Consider the following 23,178-nt stretch of genomic DNA (forward strand, 5'->3'; position numbering starts at 1 on the left):
AGCCGCTGGCGGTGGCAGGTGGCCCGGGGTGGGTCAGCCGGTGGCGAGTTTCAGACTGAAGCCGAGGAAGAGCGCACCAACCGTGGTCGTCGCGCCCGCGGCCAGGCGGCGGCGTTGGCGGAACTGGGCGGCCAGGAAGGTGCCCGCGAAGATCAGTACCGTCAGGAAGAGCGCGCTGATGAGTTGCGCGATCGACCCGAGCAGCAGGAACGATAGCGCCGGCCAGGGGTAGTGCGGGTCAACGAACTGGATGAAGAACGAGACGAAGAAGAGGATCGCCTTCGGGTTCAGCAGGCTGATCACCAGGGCCCGGCGGAACGGGCTGCGTTGGGGGGTGGGGTCCTCGGCGTCGAGGGGTCGCGGTGCGACCGGATCGTGGCGGGTCCGCCACCGCTGCCAGGCCCCGCGCAGCATCCCCAGGCCCAGGTAGCCCAGGTAGGCGGCGCCAGCATATTTGATCACCAGGAAGAGCGGCGGGTACGCCTGGAGCAGGGACGCCACCCCGGCGGCCGAGAGGATCATCAGGACCCCGTCGCCCACGAACACCGCACTGGCCGCGCGGTAGCCGGTTGCCACGCCACGGCTGGCGGCGGTGGAGAGCACGAAGAGCGAGTTGGGTCCGGGCAGCATGATGATCGCCACGGTGCCCAGCACGTACGTCCAGATGTCGGTGATCCCCAGCACGCCGGACATCATGCCGGTGCCGACACCACCGGGGCGAGTCCTTTCCCGGCGTTGGTCTGTGTCGTTGGCCACCGCGAGGGCCGGGCGCGGGCTGTGCGAACGGTCAGGCTGCCGAGTCGAGGGGGTGGCGGCGGCTACCGACGACGTCGGCGAGGTTGGTGAGCAGCGCGGCGGTGACGATGCCGAGCTCGACGAGGAGTGCGTGGCGAAGGGCGGTTGGCCAGTGTCCGTTGTTTGCGCCGACCGAGCCGAGCAGGGTTGCGGTGATCACCGCCAGCCCGATCGCGGCGCCGACCTGCCGCATGGTCCGGTACATTCCGGCGGCGCTGCCGGCGTCTCGCCGGGGCACCTGCGCGAGAGTCAGGGTGTTGTTCGGTGTGATCACGAGGCCGCTACCGACTCCGGCGAGGAGCAGCGGGAACGAGTTCAGGACCGAGAAGGTCGTCCCGGTAATGCTGGTGAGGGCGGTCATCAGGGCGAGGCTCGTCAGGACGGTGAGTAGCCCGACGGCGATCAGCCGGCGGCCGAGTCGTTCGACGTGCCGGCCGCCGAGCAGCGCGCCCAGCGCGGAACCCACCGCGAATGGCGCGATCGTGAGCCCGGTGTGGAACGGACTGCGGTGGAGACCGTACTGCAGGTGCAGGCTGAAGATCAGCGGCAGCGAGGTGAAGCCGGCGTAGTAGAAGAAGCCGAGCAGCATCCCCAGGCGGTAGGTCCGGTGGGTGAGCAGGCGAAAGTCGAAGACCGGCGGGTGGCGCAGTGCCGGGGAGGTCTCCCAGGATCGGAAGGCGAAGAGGACGCCGATCCCGGCCGGCAGCAACAGCCACGGCAGCGGCCCCGGCCACTGTTCCCGCTGCAGCGCGGGCAGGAGCACCAGCATGATTCCGGTGCCCAACAGCAGCGTGCCGATCAGGTCGGGTCGGCGATCTGTCGCGTCGCTCAGCGGGTTCGCCGGAAGCACCCGCCAGACGAGCACCGCCGCGACGACGCCGATCGGGACGTTGCTGAGAAAGACCAGCCGCCAGCCGTTCTCCACTCCACCCAGAGCAATGATCAGCCCGCCGATCACCGGTCCGATCGCGGTGGCGACGCTGGCCGTGGCACCGAGAACCCCGAACGGGCGGCCCCGCCGTTTGGGGTGGAACAACTCCTCGACCAGGGCCGTGAGCTGGGGAACGAGGACACCGGCTGCGGCGCCCTGCGCGAGCCGGGCGACGACCAGCACGGTGCCGGAGCCGGCCGTTCCGGCGACTGCGCTGGCGACGGTGAACAACGCGAGGCCGATGAGGAGCGCGTGGCGTCGTCCGCTGGCGTCACCGAATCGTCCGGCGGGGACGAGCGCGAGCGCGAACATCAGCGCGTAGCCCGAGACGACCCACTGGACGGCGCTGTTGCCGGCGCCGAGCGTGCGTTCGATCGAGGGCAGCATCACGTTGATGACGCTCAGGTCGAAAAAGCCGAGAAAGGAGATGGCTGCCGCGATGGCGATGATCCGCCACCGTCGGGTGTGCCCGGTCTCGCCCGGGGCGTCCGTCCGCGACATTCACCCCCGCCTGATCATGAAATGACCGCTTCGTGCTCATTGAAGGTAATGCGGGATATCACCGGAAACCGGGGATGTGGTTAAAGATCTTGAACGTCCGGCATCGGCATGTCAGCACCTGTTCGCCGCGTTGTTACCGCTGGGGCCCGCGTTTCGTGGTGGGAGGCCGACAGGATGACGGTGGTTTGCGCTGGCATCGGCGCAGACCGCTGATCATTCTGATGTCTACCCGGGAGTTGCTCGTGCGTAGGAAATGGTGGAGTGGGGCGCTGGCCGTGGTGACGGCGGGTGTGGTGGTCGGTGTGGCTCCGACGGTGGCGGGGGCCAAGGCCACGGCCGGGGCCACCCCAATTGCGGGGTCGGCACTCGCCCAGACCGTCGAGTCGGCGCCCGCGCACACCATTGAGCAGGTGCGCAAGCAGTTCCTGCGGCACGGTCCGGGTGCTGAGGTGCTGGTGGTGGCGCACCGTGGGCACTGGCGTGCCGCACCGGAGAACTCGCTGAAGGCGATCAAGTCCGCGGTGAAGGCGGGCGCGCACGTGGTGGAGATCGATGTCCGGCGTACGGCTGACGGTCATCTGGTGTTGATGCATGACAGCACGGTGGACCGGACCACGGACGGAACCGGTGCGGTGTCGGAGTTGACGCTGGCCGAGGTGAAGCAGCTGCGGTTGAAGGTGGGCCTGGGTGGCGACCAGGCGCCGTTGACCGATCAGCGGGTGCCGACCCTGGCGGAGGCGATGGCGCAGGTGAAGGGCCGCGCCATGGTCAACCTGGACAAGGCGTGGGACATCCGGGACGAGGCGTACGACGTCCTGGTCGACACCGGCACCCTGGACCACGTTCTGTTCAAGAGTTCGGCGCCGGTTGCGGAGGTCGAGCAGTTCCTCGCCACCGACCCGGAAATCCTCTACGTCCATGTCGTGAAGGAGGAGAACGCCGGCGACCTCGACGGGTTCACCGACCACCAGCCGGAGGCGTACGAGCTGGTCTTCGACCGGCTCACCGAGCCGCAGATCCAGCCGGCGGTGGTGGCGGCGCTCCGCGAGCGGGCCCGGGTCTGGGTCAACACCCTGTGGTACGGCCTCGCCGCCGGCTACACCGACGAGTCGTCGTTGCGGGATCCGGCGCAGGGCTGGGGTGCGGTGGTGGACCGGCACCAGGCGGACATGATCCAGACTGACAACCCGGAGCAGTTGGTCAGCTGGCTGGCCAGTCGGGACCGGGAGCACGGTGGTCAGGGGGAGTGGCCGTCGTTGCCGAAGGGTTCGGTACGGGTGCAGGCCGAGGAGTACTCGCCGGCGGGTAAGGGGATCGGCTACCACGACCTGGAGGACGAGAACCAGGGTGGCACGGTGGCTCGCCAGTACGAGGGCGTGGACATCTGCGACAACAATGCCGCGATCGTGATGTGTTACATCCGCGGCGGCGAGTGGGTCAAGTACACCGTCGAGGTGCCGAAGTCCGGCAACTACCGGGTGAGCGCCCGGATGTCGTCGCCGTACTTCCCGGCGGGGCGGTTCTCGATGACCTTCGACGGCCAGCCGACGACCGGTCCGGTGGACGTGGTGGGCACGACCTCGCACGACGCCTTCGAGCTGCAGGAGATCGAGGGGACCCAGTACCTGCGGAAGGGTACGCACGAGTTCGAGGTGCGGATGGACGAGGACGCCTACCAGAACTTCAATATCGACTACTTCCAGTTCGACCGCGTCAAGCAGTGACCCGCTGATCCGCTGACGGCTCGCGGATCGGCTGGCGAAGGCGAGTGGCCAACCCGGTCCGCCCCGGGTGGGTCACTCGCTTTCGGCGTAACAGCCGCCGGTTGCTATACCCACAGCAGGAATCGGCGGTACAGGTCGGAGGCGGTGTGGGTCTGGACCTGGGCTAGCTGTTCGGCCGCTTCGGACATGAGGGCACCCAGGTAGACCCGCAGCGCGGTGCGGTCGGTGCGGTATTCGGCAAGGAGGGCGTGTCGGGCTGCCGGGCAGGGCCACTCCGCCTGGCAGCTGCCGCACCCCCACAGCGGGCGCATCGGTAGGTGTGGCCGATCGGGGGCCGGCCCACCCGGAGCTGAGGACCTCGGGCTGGTCGTCATCGCAGTACCCGGAGTGTGATGGCGGCCACGATGATCACCAGGATGAGCGCCGCGATCAGCCGGTGCCGGGTGGTGGCGGGCGGTGGGGGAGCGGGCGGCGCGCTCGGCCGCACCCGGTCGCCGTCGGGCAGCGGCGGCGACCCGTGCGGGTCGCGGTACGCGCGCCGGCCAGCGTGCGCCGGCTGGTCGGTGGTCGGGTTGTCATCGGCCATCACAGTCTCCGCAGCCCCGCGAGCAGCGCGGCGAGGAGGTTGGCACCGGGGGCGGTGTGGACGACGCGGGCCCGGCCGACCACCCGTCCACCGGAGAGCAGCCGCTCCAACTCCCCGTCGGAGAGGGCCACGGCGTGGTCGGGGCTGATCGCGTCGGCGAGCGCGGCGCGGCGCCTCCGTCGCGGTAGTGGTGGTGGCGCGGTGGTGATCGTTGGCACGGCTCGCCTCCCGGCTGTGGTGGTTGCTGGTTGGTGGTTGCGGTCCGGCAGTGCCTCCGGCGGGTCGGGCCCGCCATCGGTTCGCGTCGTCTACCGGCAGCTTTCCGACAGTTGTGGGGCGAACACACCGCGTAGTACTAGGTTTTTGGGACGTCTGGAACGTTTGAGGGAGGTTGGAGCATGAACCACGCAGTCATCGCGGCGATGGCGGAGGCGGGCGAGACCGCCGAAAGCCTCGCAGCTCAGATCGGGGTGGATCCGAAGACGGCCGCGAAGTGGGCGAGCCGTGGCCGGATTCCCCAGACCCGACACCGCGCGAAGGTGGCCGCGATCCTCAAGCGGGAGGTGGAGGAGCTGTGGCCGGATGCGGTGCGGCGCCGCGAGCCGGCGTGGTTCCGCCCGTGGGTAGACATCGAACGCGAAGCGGTGTCGATCCGCACTTTTGAGCTCGCCTGGGTGCCGGGCCTGCTGCAGACCGCGGCGTACGCGCGGGCGACCCTCGCCGGGGAGGCGCTCAGCCTCGAGGCGGTCGAGGAGCTGGTCGATGCGCGGATCAAGCGGCAGGCGATCCTGCGTCGGGACCGCGCGCCGATGTTCATCGCGGTGTTCGACGAGCTGATCCTCCGCCGGTCCGCCTACGGCGACCGCGGGTTGATGCGGGAGCAGTGCGAGCAGTTGGTGGCCTCTGCGGAGTTACCGAACGTGTCGATCCATGTCGTGCCGCTCTCGGCCGGTATGCACCCTGGGCTCGGCGGTCCGTTCACCCTCGCCGAGTTGGAGAAGGGCACAGTGGTGGCCCATGTGGACAGCCAGGCGAAGGCGCAATTGGTCGATGGCGTCACGGATATTGCTACGCTGAGTCGACGGTGGGAACGCATCCGCGGGGAGGCTCTCTCCCGGGCGCAGTCCCGAGACCTGCTCAGGGAAGCGGCAAGTTCATGGACCTGATCGGCGCGCGGTGGCGCAAGAGCAGCAAGAGCGGCAACAACGGCGGCAACTGTGTCGAGGTCGCCGGTAACCTTCCCGGTGTCGTGGGGGTCCGGGACTCCAAGGACCCGGCCGGGCCGGCGTTGGTCTTCGGGCCAGCGGCGTGGCGGGCGTTCGTCGCCCAGCTCCCCGGCCAGCCCTGACCCCACCCACCGGGCAACTCTGCCCAAGCCCTGGGCAGCCCCGACCACTCGGTAAACACTGAACCCCCAACCCGGCCGTCTGCCAGGTTGGGGGTTCAGTCGATCTGGGTGGTCGACGTGCGGATCAGGCGGCAGTCGATCCTGCGTCGGGACGGTGCCGTGGTTTAGTCAGCCGATCTTCAGTGCGTGACCCTCATCGAGGCGATCATCCGGCCGACTCGTCCGGTCTGTACCTTTTTGGGGGCAATTTTCGCGTATGCAGGTCAACGTGAATTTTACTGGCTTAGCTCAAGGAGGTTGCTGCCGCCTGCCGGGTAGCCGAGGTCGATCTGCCCCTGGGGCGGTCGGTTCCTCGCCGTTCACGGGGAAGGACGTAGAGATCGCCATGAATTATCAGCGTCAGGAGCGCGAACTGAGCCGCTCTGGCTCACGTAGGGCCGGTTCACGGTGGTGGGCTGTTGGACTGGCCGGGGTCGCCGGCCTAGCTCTCACCGGCACCGCGGTCGGTGTCTCCGGCGGGCCGGCTGCCGGCTCCGTCGGAGGGACTTCCGCTGCCGCCGACGATCGGCCCGGAAAGCCTGATCGACGCACTGCTGAGAGCCACCGCACCGAAGGAAAGGCCGACGGCGAGGTGTCGGGGAAGAAGCGGGAGAAGTCGAAGGGCATTCCGGTGCCGTGTGACGCGGACAAGCTGATCGCCGCGATCACCCTCGCCAACGCCCGCGACGGCGCCATCCTCGACCTCGCCAGCAAGTGCACCTACCTGCTCACCGCCAACCTCGACGGCAGTGGCCTCCCCGCCATCACCGCCCCGATCACCCTCAACGGCGGCAAACACACTGTCATCGAACGCGCCGCCGCCGTCGAACAGTTCAGAATCCTCTCCGTCGATGTCGGCGGCGACCTCACCCTCAACCACCTCACCATCACCGGCGGATACGCCGACACCGACGGCGGCGGAATCCTCGTCAACACCGGCGGGACACTCACCACCAACCACAGCACCATCACCCGCAACATCGCCGGAGACAACGGCGGTGGCATCGCCAACGACGGCACCACCCTGGTCAAACACTCCACGGTCAGTCGCAATACCTCTGGCATTCTCGGCGGCGGCATCAGCAGCTCCGGCGTGCTTGAAGTAACCAAGTCCAGCGTAGGCGCAAATGTCACCGCTGCCGGCGGTGGGGTGGCAACTACGGGGAGTGCGCTGGTCCAGCGCAGCACCATCTCCGGCAATTTCGCCCAGGATGTGGTCGGTGGAATCATCGTGAATGGTGGTTCGGCGGTTGTCGAGGACAGTAGCGTTTCGGGCAACACGGCTAACGGGGCGGTCGGTGGAATCCTTGCCAACGTAGGCACGCAGGTCTACCTCTCCTCGGTCACCCTCGCCGATAACGTCGCGGGCGAGCTGGCGGGCGCTCTGGCCATTGAGACCGGCGGCACGATGACCGTTACGGACAGCACTGTCGAGAACAATCGGGCGGGCACCAATGGTGGTGGAATCTACAACGCCGACGAGCTGACCCTGTTGAACACGAAGATCGTCGGGAATCAGGCCGACCTGGGTGGCGGCATCTACAATGCCGCCACGGGGACGGCCGCGCTGTACAACACCAAGGTCATAAAGAACATCGCGGTCACCGACGGCGGCGGCATCTACAACGAGGCGGGTGGCACGGTCCTGCTGAACCCCGCCACCGGCACTGTGGTGATCAAGAACCGGCCGAACAACTGCTCCGGCATCGTGCCCGACTGCGCCGGGTAACGAATCGCGCACAATCCGATTCACGAGGGTCCCGTTTCGCCGTGTGCCGGCGACGCGGGACCCTCCGCCGTTCCCACCGTGGGCCCGTTCGCTCGGAGCGGCGGCTAGTCGAAGCTGTCCGGAAGCAGGCTCTGGCCCAGATGGATGTTGCGCACCGAATTGATGGCCACATCGACGACCGACGGGCCGGGCTCGGCAAGCGCACGGGGCAGTACGTCGACCAGCTCCTCCTCGCTGGAGACCCGGTAGCCGTTCGCCCCGAATGACCGGGCATAGGCGGCGGAGTCGAGGAACCCCAGGTCAACACCGTTGGCGCGGCCGTATTTGAGCCGCTCCTCGAAGCGGGTCATGTCGTAGGCGTCGTCCCGGAAGATGACATGCGTGAAGGTGAGGCCGAGGCGTACCGCGGTCTCGAGTTCCGCGCTGGAATACAGAAATCCGCCATCGCCGGAGACCGACACCACCTGTCGCCCTGGCCGTACGAGGCAGGCGGCCATGGCCCAGGGCAGGCCGACGCCGAGGGTCTGTTGGCCGTTGGAGAACAGCAGGTGCCCTGGCGCGTGCACGCGGAAATGCTGCGCCATGTGCAGGTAGAACGAGCCAATGTCGCAGGCCACCGTGGCGTCGTCGGCCAGCAGTTCACGCAGCTTGAGGACGACTGCCGGCGGTTCGAGGCCGCGGGAGTCGTCCGAGGCGGAGCGCGCCTCCAGGTCGATCTCGGAGAGCGCCCGCCGTTGGGCGTCCATCAGCTCCCGGAAATCGGGCTGGAGGCGGAGCCCAGCGAGCGGTCCGGCCAGCTGCCGGAGCGTGGCGGCCAGGTCGCCCCGCAGCTCGAGCGTCGGTTGGTAGTGATTGCCGAGTTCCGCGGGGATGGAGTCGACGTGCACGATGGTGCGGGTCGAATCGGTGTTCCAGTCGGCGGAGGCGTACTCCACCTCGTCGTAGCCGACGGTCAGCAGCAGATCCGCGTGCGCCATCACGACGTCGCCCGGCAGGTTGCGGAACACCCCGACTCGCCCGGCCCAGTGGTGGTCGAGTTCGCGGGACAGCACCCCGGCGGCCTGAAAGGTCTCCACGACCGGAAGCTCGGTCTCGCCGATCAGGGCACGCAGGGCGTGGCTGGCCTCCGGTTCACCGGAGCGCATGCCCGCGAGCACGACCGGCCGCCGCGCCGAGCGGATGAGCCGTACCGCCTCGGCGATCGCCTCGGGCGGCGCCGCGTTCAGCCGGGGCACCGGCGCCGGCCGGTGCAGGGTCTGCGCGGTCGACGCGGCGAGTACGTCCTGGGGAAGCACCACCGCGGCGGCTCCTCGGGGCTCGGTGGTCGCCGTCCGGATGGCCTTGCTCAGCGCCTCGCACACGTTGTCCGGGTCGGAGACCTCGCCGGTGTACCTCGTCACCGTGGCGAGCAGGGCTGCGGAGTGGAATGACTGCTGCGCGCGTTTGAGCCGGTTGACGCGGGACGCCGCGCCGCAGAGGGCGATGACCGGATCCTGCTCCGTCGACGCCGTCAGCAGGCCGGTGGCGAGGTTGGCGGTGCCAGGTCCGGAGGTCACCAGCACGGCACCGGGGATGCCGGTGAGGCGGCCGACCGCCGCGGCCATGAACGCCGCGTTCTGCTCGTGACGGCACACGATCAGCCGGGGTCCACCGTCCGCCAGCGCGTCGTACATCGCGTCGACCTTGGCTCCGGGGACGCCGAAAATGTACTGCACGCCGTACGCCTGCAACACCTCGACGACGCGCTGGGCGACGCGGGTCGGGCTGGATTCCGTCGTACCCACCGTCGCCCTGCTCCCCTCACCCGCACGTCTCAACGCCTTACCCGGACAAGTGCGTCGGAGACGTACCCGTAATGAGCGCACCTACGCGGTCCGCGGAGTCAGAACCTCGGCGAACCCCGGGAACCCGGCTCGGGTTAGTGCGCGGCGGCGGCCGGCAGCCGTACGGTGGCCGTCAGCCCCTGCCCGGGTGCCGAGTCCAGCGCCACGGTGCCGCCGTGCGCCTCGACGATGTCGCGGACGATGGCCAGGCCCAACCCGGTGCCGCCGGGTGCGGCCCGCCCGGGGTCGGCACGCCAGAACCGGTCGAAGGCGTGCGCCAGCCCCGGCGCGTCGAGCCCGGGCCCCTCGTCGTGCACGACGAGTACGGCGTCCGCGTCGTCACGGTGGACCCGAACCTCGACCGCTGTGCCGGGTGGGGTGTGCCGAACCGCGTTGCCGACCAGGTTCTGCACCACTTGGCGGAGCGCGGTCGCGTCGCCGGTGACGGTGACCCCCTCGTCGGCGGCGAGGGTGAGTCGATGGTGGGCGGCGGTGACCCGGAGGCTGTCCAGCACGTCCGCGCAGACGCGGCCGAGGTCGACCGCGGCGCGCGCCAGCGGTTGGTGCGCGTCCAGCCGGGCCAGGGTGAGGAGCTGCTCGACGAGGGCCCCCATCCGAGTGCTCTCGGTACGGATCCGGCGCATCGCCTCGTCCACGCCGTCCCAGTCGGTGATTCCGTCGTTGAGGTAGAGGTCGGCCCAGCCGTGTACCGCGCTCAGCGGGGTGCGCAGCTCGTGCGAGGCGTCGGCGACGAAGGTCCGGGTCAACGCCTCGCTGCGTTCCCGCTGGTCGAACGCCTCGTTCAGCGCGGTGGCGACGGTGCCGATCTCGGTGCGCGGGTCGCCCACGGGTACGCGTCGGCGTAGGTCGCCGCGGCCGATCTCCCGGGCGGTGTCCCCCATGGCGCGCAGCGGTCGTAGCCCGGTGGTGAGTACCAGCCGGGCCAGCGCCACCCCCAGGACGACGATGAGCAGCCCGGCGATCCCCTGGACCAGGACCAGCCGGCGCAGCGTCGCCGCGTTGTCCGCCAGGGACACCCCGACCACCAGCCCGGTTACCGGACGGACCTGCCCGTTGAACTCCACCGGGAGGGCCTGCTCGGGGGGAAGCAGCTCGCGGCGCACCCGTAGCGCCGTCTCCGGGTCGGCGCCGATGGTCACCGGGTGCGCCGGCAGCTCGTTGACCGACGGCACCACGGGCGGCCGTGCGTCACCGTGCTGCAGGGGGAGCCGGGCCAGCACCAGGTCGCCCTCGGCGTCGTAGAGGGCCAGGTAGGCGTTGGCGGGTACGAGCTGTTCCAGGCCGGTGGTGGGCAGGGTCGGCCCGGCGAGGCGGGCGCGGGCCAATCCCCGGTCGAGGACCAGCTCGATGGTGTTGTCGACCCGTTCGGCGAGGAATCGACGTAACGCCAGGTAGGCGGTGACATCAGCGGCCAGTAGCCCGACCACCAGCAGCGCTACCGTGCCCACCAGCAGTCGGCCGCGGAGGCTCCGCACGGCCGGCCGCCTCATTCGGGCGGTTCCCGCAGGACGTAGCCGAAGCCGCGTACCGTGTGCAGCAACGGCGGGTCCGAGATATCAATCTTGCGCCGGAGCTGGCTGACGAACTTCTCCACCACCCCCGGATCGCCGGGGAAGTCGTACTGCCAGACCTGGGCCAGGATCTGCTGCTTGGACAGGACCCGGCCGGCGTTCTCCAGCAGGTGCCGCAGCAGCCGGAACTCGGTCGGCGACAGCTCGACCGGCGTGCCCGCCCGGGTCACCGTGTGCGCGTCCTCGTCGAGTTCCAGATCGGCGACGGCGAGCCGGTTGGCCGCGCCGGGTCGCCCACCGAGGCGGCGCAGCACCGCGTTCACCCGGGCGACCACCTCCGCCACGCTGAACGGCTTGGTGATGTAGTCGTCGCCGCCGAGGTTCAACCCGGTGAGCCGGTCCTCCAGCGAGTCCTTCGCGGTCAGGAAGACCACCGCGAGCTCCGGGAGCCGGCGGCGCAAGTCGTGGACCAGGTCGAAGCCGGAGCCGTCGGGCAGCATCACGTCCACGATCGCTAACTCCGGGGCCAGCTCGTCGGCGGCCGTCAGCGCCTCGGACCGGGAGCCGGCGGACCGGACGTCGAACCCGGCGACCCGTAGTGTGCGCAGCAGCAGCTCGGCCAGGGCCGGCTCGTCGTCCACCACCAGCACGCGGGCCCGCCAGACCGAGCTCAGCTCGGCGGTGGAGCCCGGCCGCGGTTGCCGGGCGGAACGTCCTGTCGGTCCGGCCATGGCGTCAGTATCTCCGGCGCGGGGACCGGGGAACCTGCCAATCGGCTGCCGAACCGCTGACGGTTTGCTGAAGGCTCGACGCGGACCGTCCGCGGAACGTCCCCGGCGGCGACCGGTCCGCGTCGCCCGATCCGGATCGTCAGCAAACCGGAAGGTACGCCGGAGGGGACCGGCAGGTCGGTGCGGTTGCCTTGGGGCATGAGCCGGACTGATCTGTCGACCAGGGCCCGCCGACCGAGCCGGACCAAGCCCCGCCGTGCCGACCGCTCGCTGGCCCGCCGGTTGCGGTTGCCGCTGGTGCTGGTCGTCGTCGCGCTGGTGCTCTCCTACGGTGCCGATCGGTTCCTCGCCGGGGCGGTCGAACGGCGGGTGTCCGCGGCGGTCGGCTGTCGCCTTGACGGCGCCGAGCTGACCACTTCGCTGCCCGGCCCGCTCATCACTCCGCGACTACTGACCGGCGACCTGGGCGACGTGACCGTGCAGGGCATCGTCGACACCGAGGCCGGGCCGACCCACCTCCAGCTCTCCCTGCGTGACGTGCACGCCCGGCCGTTCTCGGACGAACCGGTTGACGTGGCCGGCGCCGAGGCGACAATCACCCTGCCGTACGACCAACTGCCCGGCACCGAAGCGGGCCAGCAGTGGTTCGAGAACGCCGGTGACCAACTCGCCGTGGTCCGGCCGGGCGTGGTCCTGGGCGGCGAGATGCGCGTACTCATGGATCTCGCGTTGGCCGGCGAGGAGCTGGTGCTCACCCCGGCCACGGTGGAGGTGGCCGGGCAACAGCTGCCAGTGGACCTGGTCGCCCCGCTGCTCGGCGGACGCGACCCGGAGCTCGCGGGGCAGCTGGAGCCGCGCCACGTCGCCCTGCCGGGCCTCCCGAACGGTCTGACGCCCGACCGCGTCGCCGTCGACGCCGACGGCCTGACCCTGCAGGCCGGCCTCGACACCAACGACCTCGCCGCCGCGGGTGACTGCCGCGCGTGACGGCCCTCGATCCAGTGACCCAGATCCACCCCACTCCCTTCGGAGGTTTCGGTGCGTAACGCCCTGTACTCGTACGGCCGGCTGGCCGCCCGCCGGCCCTGGCAGCTGCTCACGGCCTGGCTCCTAGTGGCCGCGGCGGTCGTGGGCGCGTGGGTGACGGTGGGCACCAGCATCGACGACGGCATCACCATCCCGGGCAGCGACAGCAGCCGTGCGCAGGAGATCCAGAACGCGGTGTTCCCCGCCTCCGCCCTCGGCAACGGCACCCTGGTGTTCCACGACCCGGACTCCTCGGTCACCGCGCCCGAGGGGCGGGCGGCGATCGAGGCTTCGCTGCTGGCGGTGCGGGACGTGGAAGGGGTGACCCAGGTGGTGCCCCCATTCCCGCAGCAGCCCGGCCAACCCGCGCCGCGGATCAGCGCCGACGGGCACACCGCGTACGCGCAGGTCTACTTCGACGTGCCACCCGCCGCCCTCGGTGAGCAGGATGCCGACCGCGTGTTGGCCGCCGCCACCCCGGCGGTGGACGCCGGGCTGGAGGTGCTCCCCGGTGGTCAGCTCGCCCAGGCTGCGGCCGGGGACCCGGGGCACCGCAGCGAGTTGATCGGTCTGGCCGTGGCCGCCGTCGTCCTGCTGGTGGCCCTCGGCGCGGCCGCGGCGATGGCCCTACCCCTGCTCTCCGCACTGGTCGGCCTGGTGCTTGGGCTCGCCGCCATCGGGCTGCTTAGCCAGGTAGGAGCGATCCCGGACATCGCGACGACGGTGGCGAGCATGATCTCGCTCGGCGTCGGCATCGACTACGCACTCTTCATTGTCGTGCGGTACCGCACGGCCCGGCAGGAGGGGCAACCACACGAGCGGGCGTTGGGGGTCGCGGTGGCCACCGCTGGCGCGGCGGTGCTCTTCGCCGGCGCGACCGTCGCTGTCGGCCTCGGTGGCCTGCTGCTGGCCGGGCTGCCGCTGCTGACCTCGCTGGGGTGGACCGCCGCCGTAGCGGTCGGACTGTCGGTGGTGGCCGCGGTCGGCGTGCTGCCGGCCGTCCTCGGGGTTGTCGGCTCGCGGCTGGACGCCGGGGCGCTGCCGCGGCGTCGCTCGAAGAAGGCGCCGAAGGCGGGCTGGTGGCACCGGATCGGCGAGCGGACGGCCCGGCGGCCGTGGCTGGCGGTGGTCGGCTCGCTAATGGTGCTGGCGGTCTTCATCGCGCCGGTGGCGGACCTGGAGCTCGGCCAGCAGGACGGCGGCCACGACCCGGTCGGTACGCCCACCCGACAGAGTTACGACCTGCTGGAGTCGGCGTTCGGCCCGGGCGTGAACGGGCCGCTGCTGGTCGTCGCCGACCTGGGTGACACCGCCCAGACCGACCCGGCCACGGTGCAGCGGCAGGCCGTCGCTCTCGGCTCCGCCCTGGCGGACGTGCCCGGTGTGCAGTCGGTGCAGGGGCCGCGGGTCTCCACCGACGGCAGTGGTGCGCTCTGGCAGGTGGTGCCGACGACCGCGCCCAGCGACCCGGCCACCGGTGACCTCGTCACCGAGTTGCGTGCGGAGATCCTGCCGCCGCTGGCAACCGACGGTACGCAGCTGCACGTCGGCGGCCAGACCGCCGCGAAGATCGACTTCACCGACCAGGTGGCGGAGCGGCTGCCGCTGGTGTTGGCGGTGGTGATCGCGCTGAGCTTCCTGCTGCTGGTCGTCCTGTTCCGCTCCTTCGTGATCCCGCTGACCGCCGCGCTGATGAACCTGCTCTCCGTCGGTGCCGCGTACGGCATCCTCACCTTCGCCTTCGCCGAGGGCCACCTCACGGGGCTGCTCGGGCTGGACGGGCCGGTGCCGATCGAGAGTTACATCCCGCTGATCCTCTTCGCGATCCTGTTCGGGCTGTCGATGGACTACGAGGTCTTCCTGGTCTCGTCGATCGCCGAGCGGTGGCACGCGGTCCGGGACAACCGGCGGGCGGTGGTGACCGGGCTCGGCTCGGCGGGACGGGTCGTCACCGCGGCGGCGTTGATCATGTTCAGCGTCTTCATCAGCTTCGCCGGCCAGGACAACCCGCTGATCAAGATGTTCGGGGTGGGGCTCGGCGTGGCGGTGCTGCTCGACGCGGTGGTCGTCCGTGGGTTCCTGGTGCCGGGGATCATGGTGCTGCTCGGCCGCGCCAACTGGTGGTTCCCCCGCTGGTTGGACCGGCTCATGCCCCGGGTCGACCTGGAGGCGTCCCCCGTGACTGACGAGACGCCCGACGAGACGCCCGACCGGCTCCCGCCGGCCGACGCCCAGGCCGCTGTCGGGGCAGCTGACCCGGGCGGCGTGCGGTAGACGAGGTGGAGGGTTGCCGGCAGCGCCGCTGCCGGCGGAGCGGCGGGCTCACTGATTGACCCGTACGACTTGTACGAGTCGTACGCTCGGGTCATGGGTGAGCCCGCCGCCGAACTCCCGATATCTGACGCCCGCGACAGCCTTGCGGATGTGGTCTCCCGCGCCCACCATGCCGGACGAATCACCTATGTCACCCGCCGCGGGCAGCGCCTCGCCGCCGTGGTCCCTGCCGAGGTGGCCGAAGCGATCGAACGAGCCGAGGACGCCGCGGACGTCGCCGCTGCCCGGGAAGCCCTCGCCCGCATCGACGCCGCCGAGGCCCCGATCCCGCTCACCCAGCTACGCGACGAGCTCGGCCTGTGATCACCCCGGCCTAGCCGGGTTGGTCGCCAGCGGGTGCCGCTGCCGGCATCCCGGCGGTGCCCCGGTTGGGCGGGATGCGCAAGGATAGGTATGCCGTTCACCCCTTACCCGCGGGAGTCGTCTGTGGCTACCGACCTGACCGCTCCGGCCCGAATCCGGTCGGATGTGGCGCCGATCCAGCGGCGCACCCTGGGTCTGCTGTTCGGCACCCAGATCATCGGTGGCATCGGCGTCACCATCGGGATCGCGGTGGGGGCGCTGCTCGCCGTCCGGATCGCCGGCACCGCGGTCGCCGGTCTGACCCAGAGCGCCGCCGTGGTGGGCGCCGCGCTGCTCGCCATCCCGATCACCCGGATCATGAACGGGTACGGGCGTCGTCCGGGACTGGTCGTCGCCTACCTGGTCGGCGCGGCCGGCGCGGTTTTGGTGGTGCTCGCCGCGGTCACCCGGATCGTGCCGCTGCTCTTCCTCGGCAGTCTGCTGTTCGGAGGCGGCACCGCCGCGAACCTCCAAGCCCGGTACGCCGCGGTGGACCTCGCCGAGCCGGCCCGTCGAGGCCGGCAGCTCGCCCTGATCGTCTGGGCCACCACCATCGGGGCGGTGGCCGCGCCGAACTTCGCGGCGCTCGCCGACACGGTCACCGGCGGGTGGGGGCTGCCCCCACTGGCCGGCCCGTTCGCGTTCAGCGCCGCCGCCTTCGTGCTGGCCGCCGGCGTGCTCTTCGCACTGCTGCGGCCCGACCCGCTGCGCACCGCGCGCCGGCTGGCGGCAGCCGAGCCGGCGGTCGCCCCGCCGCCCGTGGCCGCTCCGGTCACCGCCGCCCCCTCGACCGCTGGGCTCCCGGCGGCCGAGCCCACATCGCCCCCGAGTCCGGTGGCCGCACCCACGTCGCCCCCGGGACCGGTGGTCCGGCGGGGCGCGGGGATGCGGGCGGCTTGGCGGGTGGTCCGCGACCGCCCGGCGGCCCGGCTCGGCGTCGCGGCGGTGGCGGTGGGGCACGCGGTGATGGTGGCGGTGATGTCGATGACCCCGGTACGGCTCGGCGAGTCGCACGGCGACGCGGACGTCCTACGGGTGGTCGGGATCGTGCTGAGCCTGCACATCGCCGGCATGTACGCGCTGGCCCCGCTGGTGGGCTGGCTCGCCGACCGGCTCGGTCGGCCGGCGGTCATCCTCGGCGGGGTGGGACTGCTGCTCGCTGCCTGCGCCGTCGCCGGCACCGCCGGCCACCACACGCCGCTGCTCACGGTGGGTCTGGTCCTGCTCGGGCTGGGCTGGTCCGGCACGATGGTGGGCGGCTCCACCCTGCTGTCGGAGTCGGTGCCGGCGGCGGTGCGGCCGAGTGTGCAGGGCTTCTCCGATCTGACCATGGGGCTTGCTGGCGCCAGCGCCGCCGCGGTCAGCGGGTTCGTCATGCGGGCGGCCGGCTATCCGGTGCTCACCCTGCTGGCGGCGATCGTGGTGGTGCCGTTGGTGGCGTTAGCGTTACGTCGGGGGCCCGCCGGGGTGCCCGACCGGGAGGATGACACGTGCGGCTGACCGACTTTTGGACGCGGCTGGAGGAGACGTTCGGGCCGGGCTACGCGGCCAGCATCGCCAGCGACCAGGTCCTGGCGCCCCTCGGCGAGCGGACCATCGAGCAGGCACTCGCGGCGGGGGAGGAGACCCACGTCGTGTGGCGTGCGGTGGTCGCCGCCTACCCGGACCGGGTGCCGGCGCGGCTCCGTTGAGCAGTCATTTCGTTACGCTCGCGGGTCGTGCCACCGCTCGTACACCTGTTCGGCTATTGTCCACAGCGAGGCGCTCGTCCACAGCTCACGGCATGGTCGCTGGTGTTCTGTCGGACCATGCGCCTAGCGTGTCCGCGTGACGCGAAGCTCAGCGAAGTCGGCGAAGGCAGGGGTAGCGACGATGGCGGCAGTGCCTGATCGGGAGAGGGCACTCGACCTTGCTCTCGCTCAGATCGACAAACAGTTCGGCAAGGGTTCGGTGATGCGACTGGGGGAGCGCCCGGTCGTGCAGACCGCGGTGGTTCCGACCGGGTCCATCGCGTTGGATGTGGCCCTCGGCGTGGGTGGCCTGCCCCGGGGGCGGGTCATCGAGGTCTACGGCCCGGAGAGCAGCGGTAAGACGACGGTGGCGCTGCACGCGGTGGCCAACGCCCAGCGGGCCGGCGGCATCGCCGCCTTCGTTGACGCCGAGCACGCCCTCGACCCGGAATACGCCCGGGCCCTCGGCGTCGACACCGACGCCCTGCTGGTCTCCCAGCCGGACACCGGCGAGCAGGCGCTGGAGATCGCGGACATGCTGGTCCGCTCCGGTGCGCTCGACATTATCGTGATCGACTCGGTGGCCGCGCTGGTGCCGCGCGCCGAGATCGAGGGTGAGATGGGCGACAGCCACGTGGGTCTCCAGGCCCGGCTGATGAGCCAGGCCCTGCGCAAGATGACCGGTGTGCTCAGTCACACCGGCACGACGGCGGTCTTCATCAACCAGCTCCGCGAGAAGATCGGCGTCATGTTCGGCAGCCCCGAGACCACCACCGGTGGGCGGGCGCTGAAGTTCTACGCCTCGGTCCGGCTCGACGTGCGCCGCATCGAGAGCCTCAAGGACGGCACCGACGTGGTCGGTAACCGCACCCGGGTCAAGGTCGTGAAGAACAAGGTGGCCGCGCCGTTCAAGCAGGCCGAGTTCGACATCATGTACGGCAAGGGGATCTCCCGCGAGGGGTCGCTGATCGACGTCGGCGTCGAGCAGGCGATCATCCGGAAGTCCGGCGCGTGGTACACCTACGAGGGCGATCAGCTCGGCCAGGGCAAGGAGAAGGCCCGCGAGTTCCTTCGGGAGAACCCGGACGTGGCCGCCGAGATCGAGAAGAAGATCCTGGAGAAGCTCGGCGTCGGTGCCGGCGCGGGTGACGCCGCTGGCGGTCCGGAGTTGCCGCCGGTCGACTTCTGAGTAACGGCCGGTGACGTCACGACGAGCCCGTGCGGGGCGGGGGTGGGACGCCAGCCCACCGCGCACGGGTGACGCCGCCGCGGCGGCCCCCCGCCGCGGCCGACGTAACGCCGACGCCGCGACCAGCTCGGCCTCGCCCACGGACGAGGCCGAGCTGGCGCGGGAGCTCTGCCTGCGGCAGCTCGCCGTGCGTCCGCGTACCCGGGCCGAGCTGGCCCGGGCGCTGACCCGGCGAGGCATCTCGGCGGAGGTCGCCACCGCGGTCCTCGACCGCTACGACGAGGTCGGCATGATCGATGACGCGGCCTTCGCGCGGGCCTGGGTCTCCAGCCGGCACGCCGGCCGTGGCCTCGCCCGCCGTGCCCTCGCCACCGAGCTGCGTCAACGTGGCGTCGATGGTGACGTGGCGAAGGCCGCGCTCGGCGAGCTGGACGACGAGACCGAGGCGGAGACGGCCCGTGCCCTGGCGGAGCGGAAGCTGCGCGCCACCCGGGGCGAGCCGGACGCGGTGTTTCGGCGACTGGTCGGCATGCTGGCCCGCAAGGGCTACTCGCCGGGGGTGGCGATTCGGGCGGTGAAGGAGGCGCTCGCGGCGCAGAGCGCCGAGGCGGCCGAGTTCGCGGAGCAGATCGACGCCGAGGCGCTCAGCGACGTCGAGGTCGATCCCTGACCGAGGGCTTACGTGGCTGCTTGTCGCAGTCACGCCAACCAAAGGCAATCGCGTCCCTTTTAGTGGTTTTATCCGATCACCCACTAGCGCTGCGTAACGCTGTAAATTCTCTCCGTTCGGATGTAATGATCATGGTTTCCTTGACCGGACCGGCTCCGGGGACCTAGCCTCGCCATAAGGCTCACATTGCCCGACCAGCGCAGGCAAAGCGCACAACATAGATCGCGTAACAGAACCGCATCACTTTGGCCGATTCGTTGGCCCTGTGTCAGCTCCGGACCCGGCCGGTCCGGAGTCGACGCGACAACTGCAGCTGCCGTCGGCAGTGCCGCCGCGGCACCGTCGACGGGAGGGCTCCCCTTTCGGTCAGCCGCTCCGGTCGGGCGTCCAGAGCCGCGGGAGCGCGCCCACCGCACGTTTGCTGGCGGCGCGACGGTCAAGGGGAGGCGCGCGATGGCGAGGCGGCAGGGGTCGACAGGAAATTCCCCATGAGCGGGCTCGACGCGGTCCTCCTGGTGGCCGTCCTGCTGCTCACCGTCGTCGTGGTCGGTGCGGTGCTGATCGGCATCCGGGCCGTCCGCGGCATCGCCGGCACCTCGCGCCCCGAGGACCCGGCCTTCATCGCGGAGAAAGACCGCCAGGAGCAGTCCCTCGCCGCGCTGCGGTCGGCCGCTGACGAGGCGAACAGCACCATCGACGCGGCGAAGTCCGCCGCCGCCGCGGCCCGCACCGAAGCCGCCGCCGCCCGCGCCGAGGCCAAGGCCGCCCGTGCCGAAGCCCGGCGGGTGCTCGACGGTGCCCGCGCCGAAGCCGACACCATCCTGGAACGGGTACACAAGCAGGCCGAGGCCGAAGCCGAACAGCTCCGGACCGCTGCCCGGCGCGGCGGAGAACGGGAAGCCGCCGTCCTCGCCGCGACCACCCGGGAACAGGCGGCCGAGGTGGAGCGGCGGGCCGCCCGGATGGACGACCGGGAGCGGCTGCACACCGAGGAGGTCGAGCGGCTCGCCGAGCGGGACCGCCAGCTCGGCGCCGCCAACGCCGCTCTGGAGGCCCGGGAGTTGGCACTCGCCGAGCGGGACCAGGAGCTGGAACAGGCCGAGCAGCAGCGCCGCCGCGAGCTGGAGCGGGTCGCGGGGCTCACCGCGGAGGCGGCCCGCGGCGAGCTGGTCGAGGCGATCGAGGCGCAGGCCAAGCGGGAGGCCGCGCTGCTCGTACGGGACATCGAGGCTGAGGCGCGCAGCACGGGCGAGGAGCGCGCCCGGCACATCGTGGTCGACGCCATTCAGCGGGTGGCCAGTGAGCAGACCGCGGAGAGCGTGGTCAGCGTCCTGCACCTGCCCGGCGACGAGATGAAGGGTCGGATCATCGGTCGGGAGGGGCGCAACATCCGCACCTTCGAATCGGTCACCGGAGTCAACCTGATCATCGACGACACCCCGGAGGCGGTGTTGCTCTCCTGCTTCGACCCGGTGCGTCGGGAGGTCGGCCGGCTCACCCTGGAGAAGCTCGTCCTGGACGGGCGGATCCATCCGCACCGCATCGAGGAGGTGTACGACCTGGCCCGGCAGGAGGTGGCGCAGCTCTGCCAGCGTGCCGCCGAGGATGCCCTGGTCGAGGTCGGCATCACCGAGATCCACCCCGAGCTGGTCGGCCTGCTGGGCCGGCTGCGCTACCGCACCTCGTACGGGCAGAACGTGCTCAAGCACCTCGTTGAGAGCGCTCACATCGCCGGGATCATGGCCGCTGAGCTGCAGCTGGACGTGCCAACGATCAAACGGTGCGCGTTCCTGCACGACATCGGCAAGGCGCTCACCCACGAGGTCGAGGGCAGCCACGCCATCGTCGGTGCTGATGTCGCCCGCCGGTACGGCGAGAGCGAGGACGTCGTGCACGCCATCGAGGCGCACCACAACGAGGTGCCGCCGCAGACCGTCGAGGCGGTGCTCACCCAGGCCTCGGATGCCTGCTCCGGGGGGCGGCCGGGGGCGCGCCGGGAGAGCCTGGAGGCGTACGTGCGGCGGCTGGAGCGGATCGAGGAGATCGCGGGGGGCAAGCTCGGCGTGGAGCGGGTCTTCGCGATGCAGGCGGGCCGGGAGGTCCGGGTGATGGTGCGGCCGGATGACGTTGACGACATCAGCGCCTCCGTGCTGGCCCGCGACGTGGCCAAGCAGATCGAGGAGGAGCTGACCTATCCGGGGCAGATCCGGGTCACCGTGGTCCGGGAGTCCCGGGTCACCGAGATCGCCCGCTGACTGCGTTGTGCCGGCCGCGCCAGCGTTGTGCCGGGTGCGCCACGGCGTGGCGGCGGAAGCCGGTCGCGGCGCCGGTCCGACCAGGTGTCGTCCAGCGGGGGAGCTGGTTGACGCCGACTACCGGAGCTGGTCTGCGTCGGTGGGACCCTCAGCGCCCCCTCGGTCGATGCAACGCCGAGGGGGCAGGGTCGGGGCTGGTCACCCGGGTCGAGCCCGGAGCCGTGCCGGATCTGTCGTCCCGGGCCGGCCCGATGAGCTTGTTCAGCCCTGCGGGTTGGTGGCCGTCGTGCCGCCCTCCGGGGCGGAGCCGGCGGTAGCGGCCAGCCGTGGTCGTTTGGCGGACCGAGCACCACGGGTGCCGGTGCGCCGATCGAGCCAGCCGGCGAGGGCGGTGAGCAGCGAGTTGATCACGATGTAGATGACGGCCACGACCATCGCTGCCGCCAGGATGTTGCCGTAGTTGGCCGCGAGGTCGTTGACGCCGCGCTGCAGCAGCTCCGGGTAGGCCACGATGTAGCCGAGGGCGGTGTCCTTGAGCAGCACCACGAGCTGGCTGACGATGATCGGGAGCATCGCGCGGGCGGCCTGTGGCATCAGGATGAGCTGCATGACCTGGCTCTTGCGCATGCCGATCGCGTAGGCGGCCTCGGACTGGCCGCCCGGCAGGGAGCGGATGCCGGCCCGGAACGCCTCGGCCAGCACCGACCCGTTGTAGAGGGTCAGGCCGATCACCACGGCCCAGAACGCCGGCACTGGACCCTGGATGAGGAACGGCACACCGTAGAAGATGAAGAAGATCATCAGCAGGAGCGGGACCGCGCGGAAGAACTCCACGATCGCGCCCGCCGGAACGCTGATCCACCAGTGCTCAGAGAGCCGGCCGACCGCGAAGAGGAGGCCGAAGGCGAGCGAGAGAACCATGCCGACCGCCGCCGCCTCCAGCGTGGCCTGGAGGCCGGGGAGGATGAACTGGGTCCAGGTCTTCGCTTCGGTGAACGGGGTCCAGAGCGAGGATTCCCACTGGCCGGCGGCGTCGAACTTCGAGTAGATCCACCAGAGCAGCGCCACCAGCCCGACGGCGAAGACGACGCCGAGAACGTGGCTGCGGAGCCGGGCCCGGGGGCCCGGGTGGTCGTAGAGGACGGAGCTAGAGCTCATCAGCGCTTCACCGCCAGGCGATTGGCCAGCCAGCCGAAGAGGTAGCCGGTGGGGATGAGGAGCGCGGCGAAGGTGCCGGCGAAGACTAGGAAGATCGGGATCACCGCGTCGCCGTTCTCGTTCAGCAGATCCTTCATGACGCTCGAGGCCTCAATCACCCCGATGGTGCCGACGATCGTGGCGTTCTTGCACAACGCGATGAGGATGCTGCCGAACGGCGCGACCACCGAGCGGGTGGCCTGCGGCAGGATCACGATCCGGAGCGTCTGGGTGAAGGTGAGCCCGATGGCGCGGGCCGCCTCGGCCTGGCCGGCCGGGACGGTGTTGACCCCGGACCGCACGGCCTCACAGACGAACGCGGCGGTGTAGGCGGAGAGCCCCACCACGCCCAGCCAGTAGTTGTTCAGGTCGAGGCTGTCGGCGAGATTCAGGCCCAGCGTCGAGTAGAGGCCGAAGTAGCAGAAGAGCACGATCAGGGTGAGCGGGGTGTTGCGGAAGATGTTGACCCAGGCGGCGCCGACGCCGCGCAGCACGGGCACGGGGGAGACCCGCATCGCGGCCAGCAGCACTCCGAGTAGCAGCGCGAGGACCGCCGACGCACCGGTCAGCTTCAGGATCCAGAGAAAACCCGACAGGTACGCGTCGAAATTCTTCGGGTCGGTGAATACGTGCATGCTTGTGCTCCCGTGGCACGTCGAGGCGGGGACGACCGGCCGGGGCCGGCATCCCGGTACG

Annotated in this window: 22 protein-coding genes; 12 read left to right on the forward strand and 10 right to left on the reverse strand. The window is 70.7% G+C overall.

What is annotated here, in order from left to right:
* Nucleotides 1-33 precede the first annotated feature (33 nt).
* A complete protein-coding gene (leuE, locus tag SALPAC2_RS0123380) occupies nucleotides 34-696 on the reverse strand; it encodes a leucine efflux protein LeuE (RefSeq protein ID WP_018219050.1) in 663 nt (220 codons plus the stop codon).
* Nucleotides 697-787: 91 nt separating this feature from the next.
* Nucleotides 788-2,227 carry an MFS transporter gene (locus SALPAC2_RS0123385; RefSeq protein ID WP_018219051.1) on the reverse strand — a complete coding sequence of 480 codons (1,440 nt, stop codon included), beginning with the start codon at nucleotides 2,225-2,227 and terminating at the stop codon, nucleotides 788-790.
* A 221-nt stretch (nucleotides 2,228-2,448) separates the two neighbouring features.
* Between SALPAC2_RS0123385 and SALPAC2_RS0123390 the strand changes: the two genes are divergently transcribed.
* Complete coding sequence (locus SALPAC2_RS0123390) at nucleotides 2,449-3,951, forward strand: glycerophosphodiester phosphodiesterase family protein (RefSeq protein WP_223874126.1); 1,503 nt, start codon at nucleotides 2,449-2,451, stop codon at nucleotides 3,949-3,951.
* 104 nt (nucleotides 3,952-4,055) lie between these two features.
* Here the strand turns inward: SALPAC2_RS0123390 and SALPAC2_RS0123395 are convergent, their stop codons facing one another.
* From SALPAC2_RS0123395 to SALPAC2_RS0123405, 3 genes are read right to left on the reverse strand one after another with little or no spacing between them, the layout of a single operon-like run.
* Nucleotides 4,056-4,325: a hypothetical protein gene (locus SALPAC2_RS0123395; RefSeq protein WP_026185071.1), complete on the reverse strand. Its 270-nt coding sequence runs from the start codon at nucleotides 4,323-4,325 to the stop codon at nucleotides 4,056-4,058.
* A complete protein-coding gene (locus tag SALPAC2_RS0123400; protein WP_018219054.1) occupies nucleotides 4,322-4,537 on the reverse strand; it encodes a hypothetical protein in 216 nt (71 codons plus the stop codon). Before SALPAC2_RS0123400 ends, SALPAC2_RS0123395 begins: the two co-directional genes overlap by 4 nt.
* Nucleotides 4,537-4,755 (reverse strand): hypothetical protein, encoded by a 219-nt coding sequence (locus SALPAC2_RS0123405; protein WP_018219055.1) that lies wholly within the window; start codon nucleotides 4,753-4,755, stop codon nucleotides 4,537-4,539. Before SALPAC2_RS0123405 ends, SALPAC2_RS0123400 begins: the two co-directional genes overlap by 1 nt.
* 180 nt (nucleotides 4,756-4,935) lie before the next feature.
* Here SALPAC2_RS0123405 and SALPAC2_RS0123410 point away from each other — a divergent pair, with 180 nt between their 5' ends.
* The 3 genes from SALPAC2_RS0123410 (at nucleotide 4,936) to SALPAC2_RS27405 (ending at nucleotide 7,653) form a co-directional block, all read left to right on the forward strand.
* Complete coding sequence (locus SALPAC2_RS0123410; protein ID WP_018219056.1) at nucleotides 4,936-5,703, forward strand: DUF5753 domain-containing protein; 768 nt, start codon at nucleotides 4,936-4,938, stop codon at nucleotides 5,701-5,703.
* Complete coding sequence (locus SALPAC2_RS0123415; protein ID WP_018219057.1) at nucleotides 5,694-5,885, forward strand: DUF397 domain-containing protein; 192 nt, start codon at nucleotides 5,694-5,696, stop codon at nucleotides 5,883-5,885. The genes SALPAC2_RS0123410 and SALPAC2_RS0123415 overlap by 10 nt, the downstream gene beginning before the upstream one ends.
* A gap of 385 nt (nucleotides 5,886-6,270) precedes the next feature.
* Nucleotides 6,271-7,653 (forward strand): autotransporter outer membrane beta-barrel domain-containing protein, encoded by a 1,383-nt coding sequence (locus tag SALPAC2_RS27405; RefSeq protein ID WP_026185072.1) that lies wholly within the window; start codon nucleotides 6,271-6,273, stop codon nucleotides 7,651-7,653.
* Between the two features lie 104 nt (nucleotides 7,654-7,757).
* On the opposite strand, the gene alsS is transcribed toward SALPAC2_RS27405, so the two are convergent.
* The 3 genes from alsS to SALPAC2_RS0123435 all read right to left on the reverse strand — a co-directional run bounded on the left by alsS (nucleotide 7,758) and on the right by SALPAC2_RS0123435 (nucleotide 11,739).
* On the reverse strand, nucleotides 7,758-9,437 hold the full coding sequence (gene alsS / locus SALPAC2_RS0123425) for an acetolactate synthase AlsS (RefSeq protein ID WP_018219059.1): 1,680 nt from the start codon (nucleotides 9,435-9,437) through the stop codon (nucleotides 7,758-7,760).
* 134 nt (nucleotides 9,438-9,571) lie between these two features.
* Nucleotides 9,572-10,987 carry a sensor histidine kinase gene (locus SALPAC2_RS0123430; protein ID WP_026185073.1) on the reverse strand — a complete coding sequence of 472 codons (1,416 nt, stop codon included), beginning with the start codon at nucleotides 10,985-10,987 and terminating at the stop codon, nucleotides 9,572-9,574.
* The gene (locus tag SALPAC2_RS0123435; protein ID WP_018219061.1) at nucleotides 10,984-11,739 is read right to left on the reverse strand and encodes a response regulator transcription factor; all 756 of its coding nucleotides are present in this window, start codon (nucleotides 11,737-11,739) and stop codon (nucleotides 10,984-10,986) included. The genes SALPAC2_RS0123430 and SALPAC2_RS0123435 overlap by 4 nt, the downstream gene beginning before the upstream one ends.
* A gap of 198 nt (nucleotides 11,740-11,937) precedes the next feature.
* Between SALPAC2_RS0123435 and SALPAC2_RS0123440 the strand changes: the two genes are divergently transcribed.
* From SALPAC2_RS0123440 to rny, 8 genes are all read left to right on the forward strand, one after another.
* Nucleotides 11,938-12,726 carry an LmeA family phospholipid-binding protein gene (locus tag SALPAC2_RS0123440; RefSeq protein ID WP_018219062.1) on the forward strand — a complete coding sequence of 263 codons (789 nt, stop codon included), beginning with the start codon at nucleotides 11,938-11,940 and terminating at the stop codon, nucleotides 12,724-12,726.
* A gap of 51 nt (nucleotides 12,727-12,777) precedes the next feature.
* On the forward strand, nucleotides 12,778-15,039 hold the full coding sequence (locus tag SALPAC2_RS0123445; RefSeq protein ID WP_018219063.1) for an MMPL family transporter: 2,262 nt from the start codon (nucleotides 12,778-12,780) through the stop codon (nucleotides 15,037-15,039).
* Nucleotides 15,040-15,132: 93 nt separating this feature from the next.
* On the forward strand, nucleotides 15,133-15,402 hold the full coding sequence (locus SALPAC2_RS0123450) for a type II toxin-antitoxin system prevent-host-death family antitoxin (RefSeq protein WP_018219064.1): 270 nt from the start codon (nucleotides 15,133-15,135) through the stop codon (nucleotides 15,400-15,402).
* Nucleotides 15,403-15,492: 90 nt separating this feature from the next.
* Nucleotides 15,493-16,941, forward strand: coding sequence for an MFS transporter (locus SALPAC2_RS0123455; RefSeq protein WP_018219065.1), 1,449 nt, complete (start codon nucleotides 15,493-15,495; stop codon nucleotides 16,939-16,941).
* Nucleotides 16,932-17,132 (forward strand): DUF3046 domain-containing protein, encoded by a 201-nt coding sequence (locus SALPAC2_RS0123460; protein WP_018219066.1) that lies wholly within the window; start codon nucleotides 16,932-16,934, stop codon nucleotides 17,130-17,132. Before SALPAC2_RS0123455 ends, SALPAC2_RS0123460 begins: the two co-directional genes overlap by 10 nt.
* A 181-nt stretch (nucleotides 17,133-17,313) precedes the next feature.
* On the forward strand, nucleotides 17,314-18,360 hold the full coding sequence (gene recA, locus SALPAC2_RS0123465) for a recombinase RecA (RefSeq protein WP_033661976.1): 1,047 nt from the start codon (nucleotides 17,314-17,316) through the stop codon (nucleotides 18,358-18,360).
* Between the two features lie 10 nt (nucleotides 18,361-18,370).
* A complete protein-coding gene (locus SALPAC2_RS0123470; RefSeq protein WP_018219068.1) occupies nucleotides 18,371-19,030 on the forward strand; it encodes a regulatory protein RecX in 660 nt (219 codons plus the stop codon).
* 488 nt (nucleotides 19,031-19,518) lie between these two features.
* Nucleotides 19,519-21,285, forward strand: a complete 1,767-nt coding sequence (gene rny, locus SALPAC2_RS0123475; RefSeq protein ID WP_018219069.1) for a ribonuclease Y — start codon at nucleotides 19,519-19,521, stop codon at nucleotides 21,283-21,285.
* A gap of 261 nt (nucleotides 21,286-21,546) precedes the next feature.
* On the opposite strand, the gene SALPAC2_RS0123480 is transcribed toward rny, so the two are convergent.
* Together SALPAC2_RS0123480 and SALPAC2_RS0123485 are read right to left on the reverse strand one after the other, a co-directional pair.
* Nucleotides 21,547-22,443 (reverse strand): amino acid ABC transporter permease, encoded by an 897-nt coding sequence (locus SALPAC2_RS0123480; RefSeq protein ID WP_018219070.1) that lies wholly within the window; start codon nucleotides 22,441-22,443, stop codon nucleotides 21,547-21,549.
* Nucleotides 22,443-23,117 carry an amino acid ABC transporter permease gene (locus SALPAC2_RS0123485; RefSeq protein ID WP_018219071.1) on the reverse strand — a complete coding sequence of 225 codons (675 nt, stop codon included), beginning with the start codon at nucleotides 23,115-23,117 and terminating at the stop codon, nucleotides 22,443-22,445. Before SALPAC2_RS0123485 ends, SALPAC2_RS0123480 begins: the two co-directional genes overlap by 1 nt.
* Nucleotides 23,118-23,178: the final 61 nt, after the last annotated feature.

The organism is Salinispora vitiensis (genome assembly GCF_000378825.1).
In the GTDB taxonomy this organism is placed as follows: Bacteria; Actinomycetota; Actinomycetes; order Mycobacteriales; family Micromonosporaceae; genus Micromonospora; species Micromonospora vitiensis.